This is a genomic window from Rhizobium sp. 01T437, assembly GCF_056398505.1.
Genome location: NZ_JBFTPM010000002.1, coordinates 361,293 through 376,401, shown reverse-complemented (window position 1 = coordinate 376,401; position 15,109 = coordinate 361,293). Strand labels below are relative to the sequence as shown.

Here is a 15,109-nt window from a genome sequence, read left to right as displayed (position 1 = left end):
CTATCAACATTCACGGTCTGTATAATAGCACAATGCACATAGTTTATGCAAATTGCACAAAATAGCAGCAATGTTGCAATTATGAACGATCGATGCAGCATTTCCTGATTAAGCGTGCGCTGATTTGTTTAAAACTTCATCCGTCAGCCTCAACGCCAGAATTTTCATCTGGTTCCAACGCGGAAGATGCTCATCTCAAAGCGGGATAGCCATATACCGGCTTCATTCGGCCTCCTGCCGTGCCTACTCCGAAATTGCGATGGCGGGATGATTCGTAAATTTTTTATGTCGATCGCCCGATCTGGCACGCTACGTGCTTTACATGAGACATCCCCCGGCGGGAGAGCGCACCCTTGCGTCTACTGCCTCAGGATTTGCTCAAGTTCGCAGCAGAGAGAGTCGCGATGACAAAGTATAAGCTCGAGTATATTTGGCTCGATGGGTACACCCCGGTACCGAACCTGCGTGGCAAGACGCAGATCAAGGAATTCGATAGTTTCCCGACGCTCGAACAGCTCCCGCTCTGGGGCTTCGATGGTTCGTCGACGATGCAGGCTGAAGGCCGCAGCTCTGACTGCGTGCTGAAGCCCGTTGCCATCTATCCCGATCCGGCCCGCACCAACGGCGTGCTCGTCATGTGCGAAGTCATGATGCCGGATGGCGTGACACCGCATGCAAGCAACGCCCGTGCGACCATCCTCGACGACGAGGATGCCTGGTTCGGCTTCGAGCAGGAATATTTCTTCTACGAAAACGGCCGTCCGCTCGGCTTCCCGGAGAGCGGCTACCCGGCTCCGCAGGGTCCGTACTATACCGGCGTCGGTTATTCGAATGTCGGCTCGGTTGCCCGCGAAATCGTTGAAGAGCACCTTGACCTCTGCCTCGCTGCCGGCATCAACCACGAAGGCATCAACGCCGAAGTGGCCAAGGGCCAGTGGGAATTCCAGATTTTCGGCAAGGGCTCCAAGAAGGCCGCCGACCAGATCTGGATGGCGCGCTACCTCCTGCAGCGCCTGACCGAAAAGTACGGCATCGACATCGAGTATCACTGCAAGCCGCTCGGCGACACCGACTGGAACGGTTCGGGCATGCATTGCAACTTCTCGACCAAGTTCATGCGCGAAGTCGGCGGCAAGGCCTATTTCGAAGCGCTGATGGCGCAGTTCGACAAGAACCTGATGGACCACATCAACGTTTACGGCCCGGATAACGACAAGCGCCTGACCGGCAAGCACGAGACCGCTCCGTGGAACAAGTTCTCCTACGGCGTTGCTGACCGTGGCGCTTCGATCCGCGTTCCGCACTCTTTCGTGAAGAACGACTACAAGGGCTACCTCGAAGATCGCCGCCCGAACTCCCAGGGCGACCCCTACCAGATCGCTTCGCAGGTTCTGAAGACGATCTCGGAAGTCCCGACTTCCGGCTTCGCTTCGGCTGCAGCCTAAGCTTTACTGCGGCGCCGACTTCCCCGTCGGCGCCGTTCCTTTTAAGGCGCAAACGCCTTCCGGCCATTCATCGCCGACATAATTGCTGGCCCCTGCCGCCGCAAGTTCCTGTAAATACTCGTACAGGGCTGTAATATTTCCATCACGCACTTCCGCCAAAATAAGAAAGCGGGAATCGCCATTCCGGAAACCCCGCCAGGGGTTGTGCGTTGCCAGAACTAAGCGACGCTGATGGAAATGGAAACATGCTGCAACGTCCGTCAAATTCATATAGCGGCGAAAGCTGGGCTAGTGCCGCAGCCGCTGGGGCCGTGCCGGAGCGGCTTGTGATCGTCACCGATGCCTGGCATCCCCAGGTCAATGGCGTCGTCCGTTCGATCGAGAACACCAATCGCGAACTGGCCAGGATGGGCGTCGAAGTCTCGATGGTGACGCCCGAGCGTTTCGCCAGCATCCCCTGCCCCACCTACCCCGAGATCCGCCTGTCGATCGCCTGGTACCGCCGCGTCGCCCGCGAGATCGAAAAGCACAATCCTTCCTACGTCCACATCGCGACTGAAGGCCCGCTCGGCCTGTCGGCGCGGCGCTGGTGCATCCGCAAGCGCATGCCCTTTTCCACCAGCTACCACACCCGCTTTCCCGAATATGTGTCGGCTCGCCTGCCGATCCCCGAAAGCTGGCTCTACGCCTTCGTACGCTGGTTCCATAATGGTGGCGCCGGCTGCATGGTGGCGACGCCCAGCCTTGCCCGCGAACTGTCTGCCAAGGGGCTCAAGAACCTGATGCCCTGGAGCCGCGGCATCGATGCCGCGCAATTTCATCCGATGCCGCAGGAGGAAAAGCCCTTCGGCCTTCCCCGGCCGATTTTCATGACGGTCGGCCGCGTGGCACTGGAAAAGAACCTGCCGGCCTTCCTGGATCTCAATCTGCCCGGTTCGAAAGTGGTGGTAGGCGACGGCCCCGCACGCGCCGAACTCGAAGAACGCTATCCGGATGCGCATTTCACCGGCGTGAAATTCGGCGAAGAACTGGCAAAGGCCTATGCGCAGGCCGATGTCTTCGTCTTCCCGTCGCTGACGGATACGTTCGGCAATACCATTCTGGAAGCGCTTGCATCAGGCGTCCCGGTCGCGGCCTATCCCGTTACCGGCCCGCTGGATATCATCGGCGAAGAAAGCCTTGTCGGCGCGCTGGACGAGAACCTGCAGACTGCCTGCATTGCTGCCCTCTCCAGCTCGCGAGAGAAGGCACGCGAGCTTGCCATGCAATATTCCTGGGAAGCGGCGACGCTGCAATTCATCAATAATATCCGCGCCGCCAACGGCGTTATCACGCCGAAATGGAAGAAGGCTTGGCAGTATGCCACCAAATCCCTTCCAAGAAGAAAGCCCGGCGAACCTGCCGGGCCTCTTCCATCCGCTGATTGACCCTTACTTGTGAAGAGCAGCCCGAAGCGTATCGTTGGCGACGGAGATGGCGCCACGGACGGCCGGCGTTTCGGCAATCGCATTCAAGAGCACGAAGTCGTGGATCGTGCCGTTGTAGCGGATCGACGTGACCTTCACGCCGGCCTGAGTGAGCTTGCGGCCATAGGCCTCGCCTTCATCGCGCAGCACGTCGTTTTCGTCGGTGATGATGAGCGCCGGCGGCAGGCCGTTCAGCTGCTCGAGTGACGCCTGCAGCGGCGAAGCGGTCGGATCCTTGCGCTTGGCCTCGTCCGGCAGATAGGCATTCCAGAACCACTTCATGGCCTCCCTGGTCAGCCACGGGCCATTGGCGAACTGGTTGTAGGAGCCAGTGTCGAAATTAGCGTCGGTGACGGGGTAGAACAGAACCTGCTGGTCGATAGCAGGACCGCCACGCTCCTTGGCAAGCAGCGTCACGACGGCTGCCATGTTGCCGCCGACGCTATCGCCAGCAACGGCAAGGCGGCTGGCATCGACATGGAATTCCTTGGCATGATCGGCGACGTACTTCGTCGCGGCATAAGCCTGTTCAATGGCGATCGGGTAACGGGCTTCCGGCGAACGATCGTAGTCGACAAAGACGACGGCAGCCTTGGCGCCGTTGGCAATTTCGCGCACCAGCCTGTCATGTGTATCGGCATCGCCCAATACCCAGCCGCCGCCATGGAAATACATGATTACAGGCAGTGTGCCCTTGGCGCCCTCAGGGCGTACGATGCGCAGCTTGACACTGCCCGTCGGGCCGACCTTGATCACCTTATCCTCTTCCTGGGCCGCCAACTTCTTGACGTCGCCCTTCTGGGCGCCGGCGAGAATGTTGCGGGCATCGGCGGGCGAGAACGTGTAGATCGGCTTGGAGCCGGCCAGGCTATCGATGAATTTCTGCGTTGTCGGTTCCAGTACCGGATCGGCAAACGCTCCAATGGCGGAAGCTGCCAGGATTGCTGCTGCGGAAACTGCGGTCTTGATCGTCGACATTGTCGTGTCCTCTTGGGTTCGTCGCGTTCGTCCTGAACACAGTTTTTATATCGCACACGACTTATTATCGTGCGACTATAATTCTTGCATAGCTGCCATGCGCTAAAAGCGGCTACGATTATTTATCGCGCGATATAAAATTTGACGATTTTGGAGAACGCATCATGTCGGACCAGCTGAAACTCGACACCTTCATCTGCTTTGCCGTCTATACGACAAGCCACGCTTTCAACCGCGTCTATAAGCCTCTGCTCGACAAGCTCGGCCTCACCTACCCCCAATATCTGGCGATGGTCTGCCTCTGGGAGGAAGACGGCCAGACCGTCGGCGGCCTCGGTGAAAAGCTCTTCCTGGAATCGAGCACGCTGACCCCTCTCCTCAAGCGCCTGGAAACAGCAGGCTACATCCGCCGCGAACGCAGCAGAGAGGACGAGCGTGTCGTCGTGCTGCACCTGACGGAAGAAGGCAAGCGGCTGAAGGAAAAAGCCGAGACCGTACCGGGCTGCATCATCGACGCAAGCGGCCACGACGCGGATCAGCTTGTCCGGCTACAGGCAGAGATCGTCGCGCTGCGGGAAGCACTGAATAAGAGCGCGGCTTGAGGGCTACCGGCGCGTCCGGCAAACCCACTCTGGCCCAAGCGGTAAGGCGACAACAAGAAGCGGGCTAGGTCCGCCTCTTCTTGCCCTCAAACGGATTGTCCGGCGACCGGTAATGGATCCGGATCGGTACGCTCGGCATGTCGAAATCCGCCCGCAACCCGTTGATCAGATAGCGCGTATAGGATTCCGGCAGGGCATCCGACCGGGTACAGGACACCATGAAGGCCGGCGGGCGCGCCTTTACCTGCGTCATATATTTGAGCTTGATGCGGCGACCGGAAACGGCCGGTGGCGGATGCTGGACCTGCTGCTGCTCCAGCCAGCGGTTGAGCTTGGCAGTGGAGATGCGTTTGTTCCAGACACGGTCAGTGTCGATGATCGCCTGCATAAGCTTGTCGAGCCCCCAGCCTGTCTGGCCGGAGATCGGCACCGCGCGGATGCCGCGCGCCTGCGGCAGCAGTCGGTCAGTCTTTTCGCGCAGGTCCGCCAGCACAGCCTGACGATCCTCGATCATATCCCACTTGTTGAAAGCGAGCACAGCCGCACGGCCTTCGCGCAGCACGAGGTCGACGATATGCAGATCCTGCTTTTCGAACGGGATCGTCGCGTCGAAGACGATGACGACGGTCTCGGCAAAGCGGATGGCGCGCAACCCATCGGCAACGGAAAGCTTTTCCAGCTTCTCGATCACCTTGGCCTTGCGGCGCATGCCGGCCGTATCGAACATCTTGATAGTACGTCCGCGCCAATCCCATTCCACGGAGATGGAATCGCGGGTGATGCCGGCTTCCGGGCCTGTCAGCAGCCGGTCTTCGCCGAGGAAGCGATTGATCAGCGTCGACTTGCCGGCATTCGGACGACCGACAATTGCCACGCGCAGCGGCTTGGTGTCGTCATAGGCAGGCTCTTCGTCTTCTTCGCCCTCTTCACCGGTCGGCTGCGGCAGATCGACGTCGGTGACGGCAACATCGTCTTTCGACGGATAAGCGACATCCTCGCCGAGAGCGGCAACGATGGCGTCGCGCAGATCGAGCATGCCCTGCCCATGTTCGGCCGAAATCGGCACGGGTTCGCCAAGCCCCAGCGAATAGGCATCGTAGAAACCGCTGTCGGAACCGCGCGCCTCAGACTTGTTGGCAACCAGCACGACCGGCTTGCCGCGACGGCGCAGCATCTCGCCGAGCGCCGTATCGACTGGCGTCAGACCGGTTTTAGCATCGACGACGAAGAGCGATAGATCAGCCTCGTCGATTGCCGTTTCCGTCTGCTGGCGCATGCGGCCCTGCAGGCTCTCATCCGTCATCTCTTCGAGGCCTGCCGTATCGACAATTGTAAAACGCAGGTCGATAAGCCGCGCTTCACCCGGACGGCGGTCGCGGGTCACGCCGGGCGTGTCATCGACAAGCGCAAGCTTCTTCCCGACCAGTCGGTTGAAAAGCGTCGACTTGCCGACATTCGGGCGTCCGACGATGGCGACCGTAAAACTCATTATTTTCCCTTAAGCTCAGCCCTGCGCGGCGGGCGCCTTGCCGGATGCGGTGATGAGATCAAGCATCATATGGGCACGATTGGCAACACCGCGCGGGCTGTCCACATCGTCGACGATCGACTGGAACCACTGACGTGCCTGCGCCATGTTGCCGGCCTTGTAGGCGGCAAGACCGAGCGCCTCACGCGCCGAATGGCGGAAGGCATTGCCCGGTACGGCCATTTCCTCGACGGCGGCAGAAACCTGTTCGTAGGTGCCGTTTTCGATCAGCAGCCAGCCGGCGCGCATCTTGGCGGCATCCTGCACGGCAGCCGGAACGGACGTGTCCTTGGCAATGGACTGGAAGGATGCAATCGCACCGGCATTGTCGCCCTTCTGCGACTGGACAGTCGCGGCGCGCATGCGCGCCAGGACCGGGTAAGCGCCGTGGCCTTCCTTCTCCAGCTTGTCGAGAGCGGCCAGCGCCTCGTCAGTCTTGTTCTCGTCGGCAAGCTTCATCGCCGCCAGGAACTGGTCGCCAGCGCCGGAGGACGCGTTGCTGTCCCAATATTCATAGGCGACCTTGCCGATGGTTCCGAGAACGATAAGAACGGCAATGGCAATGATATAGCGGCCAAACCGGCGCACCGCGCCCTTCATCTGGTCGGAACGCAGTTCCTCATTGACTTCACGAATGAAGCTATCGTCGTTGAATGCCATTCTCGTCTCCGGCCGCGGATACCCATATACAATGCAAAACGCACATTGTCGGGCCTTCTACTCCATTTTGCAGCAGTTGTAAGGGGGATATCGCAGAATCGTCACGAAGCAAGCATCGGTAGCGGCGCGACACCGATCAGCCATTCGTGAACACGCCAGATCATCAGCGCCCAGACGACCACGCCGATGATGACGGCATAGATGTCATATTTGGCCGAAACGAAAACCGGCAGCGTGATCTCGCCGCGGCGCTGGCGCCGCTTCAGCGAAATGCGCACCACCACGCCCCAGGCAAGGAATGCAGCAAAGAGCAGCACCGAATAGGCCTCGCCGTTCGACAGAAGATGGGCAAGCGCCCAGATCTTCACCGACAGAACGATCGGATGTTTCGTCTTCGTCTTGATATAACCGGCAGGCAGGAAACCGGCAACGAGACAGATCACTGCAATCAACATCAGGGTGACGGTGAGATGCGCCATACCCATGGGTGGATTGTAAAGCATGCCGATCGGTTCGCTGCGAGCAACGCCAAAGGCATAGATCACGAAGATCAGCGTCAGAATGCTGGCAATCGAGTGGAAGGCGATCCAGGCGGGCTTGCCCACCCTGTCAATCATCGCCTGCCGGAAGCCCGGAACGACGACGCGGATCAGATGCAGGCCGAGGAAGAGAATGAGGCTGAGGACGAGCAGAGCCATGATGATCTGGTTTTCCTATTTTGACGGTCAGCAATGAATTACCGGCAGACGGCGAAAAATGCCAGCAAGACCGTAGCTTCGCCGCATTTCTGTAACAGGAAAACCGCAATGCAAATTGTCGCGGTGCCCATGTTTCGTTCTATTTTTTCTGCCTCCCTCGCCCTCTCCTTGATTTTTCCGGCTGTTGCTGGCGCCGCCGACAAGCCGAAACAGCTCGTCATCATTTCCTTTGACGGCGCGCACGACAATGCGCTCTGGCAGAAGAGCCGTGAAATGGCGGCGAAGAACGGCGCACATTTCACCTATTTCCTATCCTGCACCTTTCTGATGAATCAGGACGCGAAGCAGGCTTACCAGGCCCCTCATCAGAAACGCGGAAAATCCAATGTCGGCTTCGCACAGAGCGACGACGAAATCCGTGAACGCCTCGGCAATATCTGGCACGCTCACCTCGAGGGCCATGATATTTCCAGCCATGCTTGCGGCCATTTCGACGGCCGGCAATGGAGCGAGGCGGACTGGTCAGCCGAATATGCGACCTTCAAACAGACGCTGAAAAACGCCTGGAAAAGCGTCGGCCTGGAAGAGCCAGCCGGCTGGCAGGATCTCGTCGACCACGGCATCAGGGGGTTTCGCGCCCCGTACCTTTCGACCGGCGGCGGCGCGGACATGATCGCAGCCGAGAAGAGGGCCGGTTTTACCTATGATGCGAGCCTCGTTACCAGGGGGCCGGCCATGCCGGTCGAGGAAGACGGCGTCATACGCTTCGGCCTGCCGCTCATCCCTGAAGGTCCGGGCGAAAAGCCCATCATCGGAATGGATTACAATCTCTTCGTCCGCCACTCCAAGGGCGAGGAGGATGCAGCAGACACCGCCGCTTTCGAAGAGCGTGCCTACGCCGCCTTTAAGGAAGCCTTCGACAAGCAATATACCGGCAGCCGCATTCCCCTGCAGCTCGGCTTCCACTTCGTGGAAATGAACGGCGGCGCTTATTGGCGCGCGCTCGACAGGCTGGTCAGCGACGTTTGCCACAGATCAGATGTTGCCTGCGTCAGCTATTCCGAAGCGATCCCCATGATCGAGGCCCGTGGCAAGCTGCAGGAGAACTCCGGGTTGTAAGGCGCACTTACCGCTCAAACTGTTGGATATCAAAAACCACCTGCACCTATTGATTGCATCGAGCCTGCACTTCGATAAGCATTACCTCACAAATGCGCGGCAAGCATGGGAGGTAACGTCATGACATTTATTGAGAACCCGGAGTGCCTGGCTGACAAGGACGAATTTCCCGCTTGTGAAACTGGCTTTTTCACTTGGGATATCGTTGCGAACCTCCTCTATGGCGACGGAGCGGTCGCTGAAATGTTCGGACTTGATTCCGCGGAAACGGCAAGTGGCCTTCCACTCGAAGCCTATGTCGCCCGTATCCATCCGGAGGATCAGCCGGCCGCAGCCAAGATCATCCATGATACAATCCTGACGCAGGAGCCGGAGCAACAGAGCTACCGCGTACGTCGCGCCAACGGCACCTTCCATCAGGTCATGGCATTTGGGCGGTGCTTCCGCAACAAGAACGGCATTCCGTCTCTTTACGGCGGCATTGTCTTTCCTCTTCCCGAGGAAGCGCCAGTGGCTACACCGCTGCTCGACCATTGCCTGGCGGCCTACGATATTGCCATCAGGGAAGGCAACAGGGCCGTCGCCGACCATATTCTGGAGGCATTGATGGATATGGACCGGAAAAATACGGGCTGTACGCGCCCGAACTGACGATCCTCGTCGGATCCCCAAAAGAAAAGGGCCACCGAAGCGGTGGCCCTTATTCCTGTGATCAGCCGTCGACGTGGACAACACCGGCCTCGCGCTCCAGGTAGCGCTGGTCGATATCAGGCAGCGGCTCGTTGTCGATTGCCGCCTCGAAGGCCTTGAGACGCTTGTGGATGGAGAGCAGCTCGATGATCGTAGACCAGGAGTTTACCAGGTATTGGAAAGAATTGCTGACCTGGCCGAAAGCGGTCGCGATCTGTTGGAAGATACCGTACGTGATGGCGCCGGCGACGAGGGTGGGCGCCATAAAGAAATAGACGAAAAGATTGTCCGCCTGCAGATAAAACGAGCGGGCGACGTTAAAATACATGTAGTGAAAGTAGAGCGTGAAATAGTTTTTCCGCACCCTTGAGAACAGTTCCTGAACCGTCGGCGGCTGCGCCCGGTCCGCATGATCTTCGCCATAGACCAGTTCCTTGCGGTAGGCGGCCTCAACGCGCTGGTTCTTGAAGTTCAGACCAGGCAGCTTGATACCCGCGGCAGCAAGCAGAACGGTACCGAAGGCCGACCAGAAGATAGCCAGCCAGAAGAGAGAGTTTGGCACTTCCCCCAGAAACGGCAGGGTCGTTACGTAATGTGATAGCGCCAGCATGATCGGCAGGAAGACGACCAGCGTCATCACTGAATTGATCAGGTTGATGCCGAGACCTTCCAGCGTGGTGGAAAAACGCATCGTGTCTTCCTGCACACGCTGCGATGCGCCTTCGATATGACGAAGCTTTTCCCAATTCGCCATGTAGAAATTGTTCATCGCGGTTCGCCAGCGGAAGATGTAGTGGCTGGTGAAAAAGTCGGTCATGATCGATACGAACATGGCGAGGAAGGCGATCTGTGCAAAGATTAGAAACAGATCATAGAAGTTATCGACAGTTATACCCGGCTTCTTCGCCAGCGCATTTTGCAGCAGATCACCGAACGGCCGGCGCCAGTTGTTGATAACAACCGAAATCTGCACGCTGAAATAGGTCACGAAGATGATAAGCGCCGAGCCCCAGATGGACCAAATCTTCCACGGATGCCTGAGCGCCTTCAGATGCCACGCACCACAGAAGATCAGCGCAGCCAGGAAGAAATACCCATAAAACCAGAGGTTTTCCGGCAGCAGGAAGAAAGAGAGATCGATCGGCTGCTGCTCTTCAGGAACCGGTGCAAAACCGAGGGAAGCACCAAGACCGGCGGCGAAGAAATACCAGCCGAAAATTGCGGCCAGCGTCCAGACTACGAGCGAAGTAAAGAACGCCTTTGGCTGGGGAAAGAAGGAATGGAACACGGGAGGATTTGCTTTCCTGAACTGGAGTCACGGAAGAGTGGCGAACCACTGATTGCCCGGAAATTAAGGCAGTTCGAAGAAAGCGGCAATGGGTTCAGCCCATTGTTACGCACTTGTAACCACTTAAGGGATTTTCTTCATCACAGGCATGACGAGTAGTGCGCAGAAAACCAGCACGATGGCAGCAATAATGGTCGGCAGCACGAAATTTCCGGTTGCCTCGGCGATCCATCCAGCAACGACTGGGCCGATAATCTGGCCGACACCGAAGGCGGCGGTCATCAGCGCCAGGATGCGGCGCGGGCTTTCGGGTGAGAGCCGGCGACCGATCTGCAATCCATAGGCGGTGATGGCAAGGAACGTCGCGCCGAAAAGCGCGCCGCCGATCAATGGTGCCACCGAATGCGGCAGTTCGACCGTTGCGAGCACGCCGATCGCCTCGATGATGAGCGCCGCGACATAGACGCCGCCAAGGCCGAGCGAGCGCACGAAAGGCTTCCAGATGAACAACGCGACCGTCGCCATCAGCCCCGCTATGAACCAACAGAGGAACTCGACGATCGGCCCGGACGCGCTCGCGCGGGCGATGGCGACGAGGAACGTGGCGGTAATGACATAGCCGAAGCCAAACAAGCCATAGGACAGTGTCAGCAGCACCATCGGCCGGCTCCAGATCAGCGCAGGCTCCTTCACCTGCCCCGTGTGCACAGGAGCCTTCGGCAGCAATGACCAGACGATAACGAGGCTGACCAGGCAGAAGAGCGCTCCACCGATCCAGTCCGCGCGCCAGCCGCCGGCCGCATCGTCAAAGACATAGCCGAGCGCAAGCACCATGACGGAGGAAATCGCAATCCCCGCCCCCGGCCCGCCAAAATGCGTCGCCTGAACGTGATCATTGCCTGCAGCAGCACCGTGGCTTAGCACGATTGCCGAACTGAAGACCAGCGTGAAGGCGCTCGCCACGCCCGCCAGGAAGCGGATGACGGCAAAGAGCAAGACTGAATCCGTCGCTGCCATGGCGGCCAGCAGGATTGCAGTCGCAAGCAAGGAAAGAAGCGCCACCAGCCGCTCGCGCCCCGCCGCCCAGCCATAGGCGGCAAGAACGGCGCCAACCAGATAACCGACGAAATTGGCGGAAGCGATGAAGCCCGCATCGGCGGCCGAAAGCGGCACGCCGACCATCATGCCAGGCAAGATCGGCGTGAAGGAAAAGCGCCCGAAGCCCATGGCCGCCGCCATGGCGACGGCGCCTGCAAGCGCTGCGGTGAGGAGATTGACCGGGCGGTCGTTATTCGGAGCCAACATTGCCCGTTTATCGCGCTGCAACATGGGTGCCACAAGTGAGTAATTCTGATGGGTGCTTCAATTTCGCAACAGATTTTTCGCGCTCACCTCTTGAACGACATATCTTACGATATATGTTTTACGACATAGTGAGCGATACATCAGATATAAAGGAGCATGTCATGAGAGGTTTTCGAGGTGGTTTCGTCGGTGAGGCGATGCGCATGGGAATGGGCCGTAGGTTTTCCGCAGGCGAACTGCAGACGATCCTGCTGGCGCTTCTGGAAGAGCGTCCCAGCCACGGCTATGAGCTGATCAAGACGCTGGAAGAGCGCTCCGGCGGCTTTTACGTGCCGAGCCCAGGCGTCATCTATCCGGCACTGATCTATCTGGAAGAAACCGGACTGGCCGAAGTCGAAAACGACGGCGCAAAGAAGCTCTACAAGATCACCGAGGCCGGCCGCCAGAAGGTGGAAGATAACCGCGCGGCGATCGACGAGACGCTTGCCAAGCTGGAGCGCATTGCCGAGGGCATGGCCTTCGTCAACCGCATGTTCGACCCAGACCAGCCGCAGGGTGGCCATGGCAGAGGTGGCGGTGGCCGCAGCCAGCACCGCCGCGATCATGAGGACGATGAGTTCGGCCGCGACCACAGCAACGTACATGCCGCACGCCAGTTGCTGCGCTCAGCGCTACGCATGCGCCATCCTTGGTCGGCAAGCGAAGCCGTCAGGATATCAGGCATATTGGAGCGCGCTGCCATGGAGATCCTGCAGGGCGGCAAGACCGACCCGCAGCAGGACTAATCTCACCCGACGAGGACGGCCTAAATCGCCGCCCTCGTCAGCTTTCGGTTTTCAATAGACCGCCCGCAAGGCATCGGAACGCTTCGATGACCTTTGCCAGATAAGGATGAGGATCATTCTCTGCGGCGATCCAGAGTGCCGCATTGAGCGCCGCCCCATTGAGCAGGCGGGCGGCGGCCTCTGCATCGACTGACTTGACCGTGCCTTCATCGATCAGCGCCTGGATGGTCTGCGTTGTCGTGCGAAGGCAGGCATTCTGGCTCGGCCATTGCGAGGGATCTCCCAGCACCGCCGGCCCGTCGAGCAGCATGATGCGCTGAATTTCCGGCTCCAGCGACATCTCGATATAGGCGGTATATTCCGCCAATAGCCCGAGCCAGCTCGTCTCCGCCCGATCGCGCTCGATGCGCAACCGTTCCACCATCTCGCCATCGATCTGGTCGATGACGGCCTGCAGCAGGCCCTTTTTGTCTCCGAAATTATGATAGAGCGCGCCGCGCGTCAGACCGACATCGGCGGTCAAGTCGTCCATGGAGGCTGCCGCATAGCCTTTGACTGCGAAAGCCTTCCGGGCCGCATGGATAAGCTTCGCCCTCGTCTCCTCCATCATCTGTGCCCGGGTTTTTGCGGCCATTACTATCTCCAAAACTCACATACGCCCCGTATGTGTATTGACATACGCGGCGTATCTCATGATATATCCACATACGGAGCGTATATCAATTGCGGCTCCGCGTAACGGGCCAACCCCGCACCCATAAAGGCCTCACCTCTCTCGACGAACGCAAGTTCGGCGATCGGTATCCTTTTGTCTGAACAGGAGTAAAACAATGACCAAGCGCAATGCGATTTTCCCCGCCGGCCGGCAGGCGCTCTATGAGATCAACCGCTATTCGGCGGCAATCCGCTCCGGTGACCTTCTCTTCGTCTCCGGCCAGGTCGGCAGCCGCGAAGACGGTTTGCCCGAGCCCGATTTCGCAAAGCAGGTACAGCTTGCCTTCGATAATCTGAAAGCCGTGCTGAAAGCTGCCGGCGCTACGTTCGACGACGTCGTCGACGTCACGACCTTCCACACCGATCCCGAGGCACAGTGGCCGGTAATTTCGGGCATCAGAATGAAGGAAATCGGCGAGGCGCCCTACCCGAACTGGACGGCCGTCGGCGTGAACTGGCTGGCCGGCTTCGATTTTGAGATCAAGGTCATCGCTCGCCTGCCGCAGGCCGCCTGACGCAGACATGAGCGTCGCGCATGAAGCGCGCGGCGCTCTACGAAATCTTCATGACCTCAAGTTCCTGATCGCCGACCGCAACGACGTCGCCGACGGCCTTGCCCATGAGAATCCGGGCGACCGGCGAGACATAGGAAATCGACCCAGCTTTCGGATCGGCTTCATCCTCTCCGACGATGCGATATGTCTGGACCCGCCCATCATCGCGGCTGAAGGTTACAGTGCTTCCGAAGGCAACAATTTCAGTCGAAGCCGGAGCAGGAACGAGCTGGGCTGTGCGGACGCGCTCGACAAAATAACGCAGATCACGCAGGGGATTTGCTGCCTGCCGCCGCCGCTCATTCACATCTTCGATCGTGCTCGCAGCCTCATAGGCTTGCCGCGCTTCCTGCACTTGCAGTTCCAGCGCCTTTAGCCCTGCATCAGTCACGAGATTTGGATGAGGCGAAATCGTGCGATCTGGCAGCAGCGTTTCCGCTGCGGTTTCGGCACTTTCTTCCTTGGTGAAGGCAACAGCCATCTCGACCTCCAACAGTGAAGGGCGTTGCCCCTCAAGCCGCCAATGTCAGAATAATCGGCCCGTTGCGGGTTGCAACCACGGTATGTTCATACTGCACCGTCGGGGCCTTGGGATCGGCATAAAGCGTCCAGGCGTCATCTCCACCTTCTGCCCATGTTGCGCCGAGCGACAGGAAAGGTTCGACGGTAAAGACGAGGCCTTCCGTCATCATGCGCCGTTCGGACGGATCGGGCCAGGTGGAAAGCTCGGCCGGCTCCTCATGCAGCGAACGGCCGACGCCGTGGCTGGCGAGATTGGCGACGAGCGTATAGCGGTTCTTCTGTGCGAAGGCACCGACGGCGTTGCCGATCTTCGCCAGCGGCTCGCCAGCCTTGATCTGGTTGAGACCGACCCAAAGCGCCCGCTTGCCGTCCCGGCAGAGCCTCTCGATCCTTGATTTGACCGGCGGCATGGCGAAGGAAGCGCCGGTATCGGCAAAGAAGCCGTCCTTTTCCGCCGAAACATCGATATTGACGAGATCGCCCGGTCGGATGACCCGCGGCCCGGGAATGCCGTGGGCAATTTCCTCGTTGACGCTGATACAGGTCGCGCCCGGAAACTGGTAGCAGAATTCCGGAGCGGAACGCGCGCCGGCATCTTCCAGCACCTTGCGGCCGATCTGGTCGAGTTCCAGCGTCGTCATCCCCGGCTCCATGGCCGCTGCCATCACCTGTATGGCATTGGCACAGATGCGGCCGATATCCTTGAGCTTGGTAAGTTCTTCGTCGTTCTCGATAACCATAGACCGTTCCGGATT

Annotated in this window: 16 protein-coding genes; 7 read left to right on the top strand and 9 right to left on the bottom strand. The window is 59.0% G+C overall.

Going from position 1 to position 15,109, the window contains the following annotated elements:
• Positions 1–404 precede the first annotated feature (404 nt).
• Together AC1DM5_RS05290 and AC1DM5_RS05285 are read left to right on the top strand one after the other, a co-directional pair.
• Positions 405–1,445, top strand: coding sequence for a glutamine synthetase beta-grasp domain-containing protein (locus AC1DM5_RS05290; RefSeq protein WP_113322021.1), 1,041 nt, complete (start codon positions 405–407; stop codon positions 1,443–1,445).
• Between the two features lie 245 nt (positions 1,446–1,690).
• Positions 1,691–2,872 carry a glycosyltransferase family 4 protein gene (locus AC1DM5_RS05285; protein ID WP_477819765.1) on the top strand — a complete coding sequence of 394 codons (1,182 nt, stop codon included), beginning with the start codon at positions 1,691–1,693 and terminating at the stop codon, positions 2,870–2,872.
• A gap of 3 nt (positions 2,873–2,875) precedes the next feature.
• On the opposite strand, the gene AC1DM5_RS05280 is transcribed toward AC1DM5_RS05285, so the two are convergent.
• Positions 2,876–3,889, bottom strand: coding sequence for an alpha/beta hydrolase (locus AC1DM5_RS05280; protein ID WP_477819764.1), 1,014 nt, complete (start codon positions 3,887–3,889; stop codon positions 2,876–2,878).
• A 164-nt stretch (positions 3,890–4,053) separates the two neighbouring features.
• Between AC1DM5_RS05280 and AC1DM5_RS05275 the strand changes: the two genes are divergently transcribed.
• Positions 4,054–4,491: a MarR family winged helix-turn-helix transcriptional regulator gene (locus tag AC1DM5_RS05275; protein ID WP_477819763.1), complete on the top strand. Its 438-nt coding sequence runs from the start codon at positions 4,054–4,056 to the stop codon at positions 4,489–4,491.
• A gap of 64 nt (positions 4,492–4,555) precedes the next feature.
• Here AC1DM5_RS05275 and der read toward each other — a convergent pair whose 3' ends face one another.
• The 3 genes from der to AC1DM5_RS05260 form a co-directional block, all read right to left on the bottom strand.
• Complete coding sequence (der, locus tag AC1DM5_RS05270; RefSeq protein WP_113321959.1) at positions 4,556–5,980, bottom strand: ribosome biogenesis GTPase Der; 1,425 nt, start codon at positions 5,978–5,980, stop codon at positions 4,556–4,558.
• Between the two features lie 15 nt (positions 5,981–5,995).
• Positions 5,996–6,679: a tetratricopeptide repeat protein gene (locus AC1DM5_RS05265; RefSeq protein ID WP_477819762.1), complete on the bottom strand. Its 684-nt coding sequence runs from the start codon at positions 6,677–6,679 to the stop codon at positions 5,996–5,998.
• Positions 6,680–6,780: 101 nt separating this feature from the next.
• Complete coding sequence (locus AC1DM5_RS05260; protein ID WP_037104930.1) at positions 6,781–7,377, bottom strand: NnrU family protein; 597 nt, start codon at positions 7,375–7,377, stop codon at positions 6,781–6,783.
• A gap of 129 nt (positions 7,378–7,506) precedes the next feature.
• On the opposite strand from AC1DM5_RS05260, the gene AC1DM5_RS05255 reads away from it, so the two are divergent.
• A complete protein-coding gene (locus AC1DM5_RS05255) occupies positions 7,507–8,496 on the top strand; it encodes a polysaccharide deacetylase family protein (protein ID WP_477819761.1) in 990 nt (329 codons plus the stop codon).
• Positions 8,497–8,616: 120 nt separating this feature from the next.
• A complete protein-coding gene (locus AC1DM5_RS05250) occupies positions 8,617–9,147 on the top strand; it encodes a PAS domain-containing protein (RefSeq protein WP_477974707.1) in 531 nt (176 codons plus the stop codon).
• Positions 9,148–9,208: 61 nt separating this feature from the next.
• Here the strand turns inward: AC1DM5_RS05250 and sbmA are convergent, their stop codons facing one another.
• Both sbmA and AC1DM5_RS05240 read right to left on the bottom strand, forming a co-directional pair.
• Positions 9,209–10,474 carry a peptide antibiotic transporter SbmA gene (gene sbmA / locus AC1DM5_RS05245; RefSeq protein ID WP_477819759.1) on the bottom strand — a complete coding sequence of 422 codons (1,266 nt, stop codon included), beginning with the start codon at positions 10,472–10,474 and terminating at the stop codon, positions 9,209–9,211.
• Positions 10,475–10,597: 123 nt separating this feature from the next.
• Entirely contained in the window at positions 10,598–11,779 is a 1,182-nt protein-coding gene (locus AC1DM5_RS05240) for a YbfB/YjiJ family MFS transporter (protein WP_477974705.1), read from the bottom strand.
• Between the two features lie 161 nt (positions 11,780–11,940).
• Between AC1DM5_RS05240 and AC1DM5_RS05235 the strand changes: the two genes are divergently transcribed.
• Positions 11,941–12,564: a PadR family transcriptional regulator gene (locus AC1DM5_RS05235; RefSeq protein ID WP_477819757.1), complete on the top strand. Its 624-nt coding sequence runs from the start codon at positions 11,941–11,943 to the stop codon at positions 12,562–12,564.
• 37 nt (positions 12,565–12,601) lie between these two features.
• On the opposite strand, the gene AC1DM5_RS05230 is transcribed toward AC1DM5_RS05235, so the two are convergent.
• Positions 12,602–13,198 (bottom strand): TetR/AcrR family transcriptional regulator, encoded by a 597-nt coding sequence (locus AC1DM5_RS05230; RefSeq protein WP_113185283.1) that lies wholly within the window; start codon positions 13,196–13,198, stop codon positions 12,602–12,604.
• Positions 13,199–13,394: 196 nt separating this feature from the next.
• Here AC1DM5_RS05230 and AC1DM5_RS05225 point away from each other — a divergent pair, with 196 nt between their 5' ends.
• A complete protein-coding gene (locus tag AC1DM5_RS05225; protein ID WP_477819756.1) occupies positions 13,395–13,793 on the top strand; it encodes a RidA family protein in 399 nt (132 codons plus the stop codon).
• A gap of 37 nt (positions 13,794–13,830) precedes the next feature.
• Here AC1DM5_RS05225 and greA read toward each other — a convergent pair whose 3' ends face one another.
• Entirely contained in the window at positions 13,831–14,313 is a 483-nt protein-coding gene (greA, locus tag AC1DM5_RS05220) for a transcription elongation factor GreA (RefSeq protein ID WP_477819755.1), read from the bottom strand.
• Between the two features lie 31 nt (positions 14,314–14,344).
• On the bottom strand, positions 14,345–15,094 hold the full coding sequence (gene map, locus AC1DM5_RS05215; protein WP_113185286.1) for a type I methionyl aminopeptidase: 750 nt from the start codon (positions 15,092–15,094) through the stop codon (positions 14,345–14,347).
• Positions 15,095–15,109 lie beyond the last annotated feature (15 nt).

Bases quoted from the DNA above. Each gene is read 5' to 3' on its own strand.
- AC1DM5_RS05290 (WP_113322021.1), top strand. From the start codon at position 405: ATGACAAAGTATAAGCTCGAGTATATTTGGCTCGATGGGTACACCCCG.
- AC1DM5_RS05285 (WP_477819765.1), top strand. From the start codon at position 1,691: ATGCTGCAACGTCCGTCAAATTCATATAGCGGCGAAAGCTGGGCTAGT.
- AC1DM5_RS05280 (WP_477819764.1), bottom strand. From the start codon at position 3,889: ATGTCGACGATCAAGACCGCAGTTTCCGCAGCAGCAATCCTGGCAGCT.
- AC1DM5_RS05275 (WP_477819763.1), top strand. From the start codon at position 4,054: ATGTCGGACCAGCTGAAACTCGACACCTTCATCTGCTTTGCCGTCTAT.
- der (WP_113321959.1), bottom strand. From the start codon at position 5,980: ATGAGTTTTACGGTCGCCATCGTCGGACGCCCGAATGTCGGCAAGTCG.
- AC1DM5_RS05265 (WP_477819762.1), bottom strand. From the start codon at position 6,679: ATGGCATTCAACGACGATAGCTTCATTCGTGAAGTCAATGAGGAACTG.
- AC1DM5_RS05260 (WP_037104930.1), bottom strand. From the start codon at position 7,377: ATGGCTCTGCTCGTCCTCAGCCTCATTCTCTTCCTCGGCCTGCATCTG.
- AC1DM5_RS05255 (WP_477819761.1), top strand. From the start codon at position 7,507: ATGTTTCGTTCTATTTTTTCTGCCTCCCTCGCCCTCTCCTTGATTTTT.
- AC1DM5_RS05250 (WP_477974707.1), top strand. From the start codon at position 8,617: ATGACATTTATTGAGAACCCGGAGTGCCTGGCTGACAAGGACGAATTT.
- AC1DM5_RS05240 (WP_477974705.1), bottom strand. From the start codon at position 11,779: ATGTTGGCTCCGAATAACGACCGCCCGGTCAATCTCCTCACCGCAGCG.
- AC1DM5_RS05235 (WP_477819757.1), top strand. From the start codon at position 11,941: ATGAGAGGTTTTCGAGGTGGTTTCGTCGGTGAGGCGATGCGCATGGGA.
- AC1DM5_RS05230 (WP_113185283.1), bottom strand. From the start codon at position 13,198: ATGGCCGCAAAAACCCGGGCACAGATGATGGAGGAGACGAGGGCGAAG.
- AC1DM5_RS05225 (WP_477819756.1), top strand. From the start codon at position 13,395: ATGACCAAGCGCAATGCGATTTTCCCCGCCGGCCGGCAGGCGCTCTAT.
- greA (WP_477819755.1), bottom strand. From the start codon at position 14,313: ATGGCTGTTGCCTTCACCAAGGAAGAAAGTGCCGAAACCGCAGCGGAA.
- map (WP_113185286.1), bottom strand. From the start codon at position 15,094: ATGGTTATCGAGAACGACGAAGAACTTACCAAGCTCAAGGATATCGGC.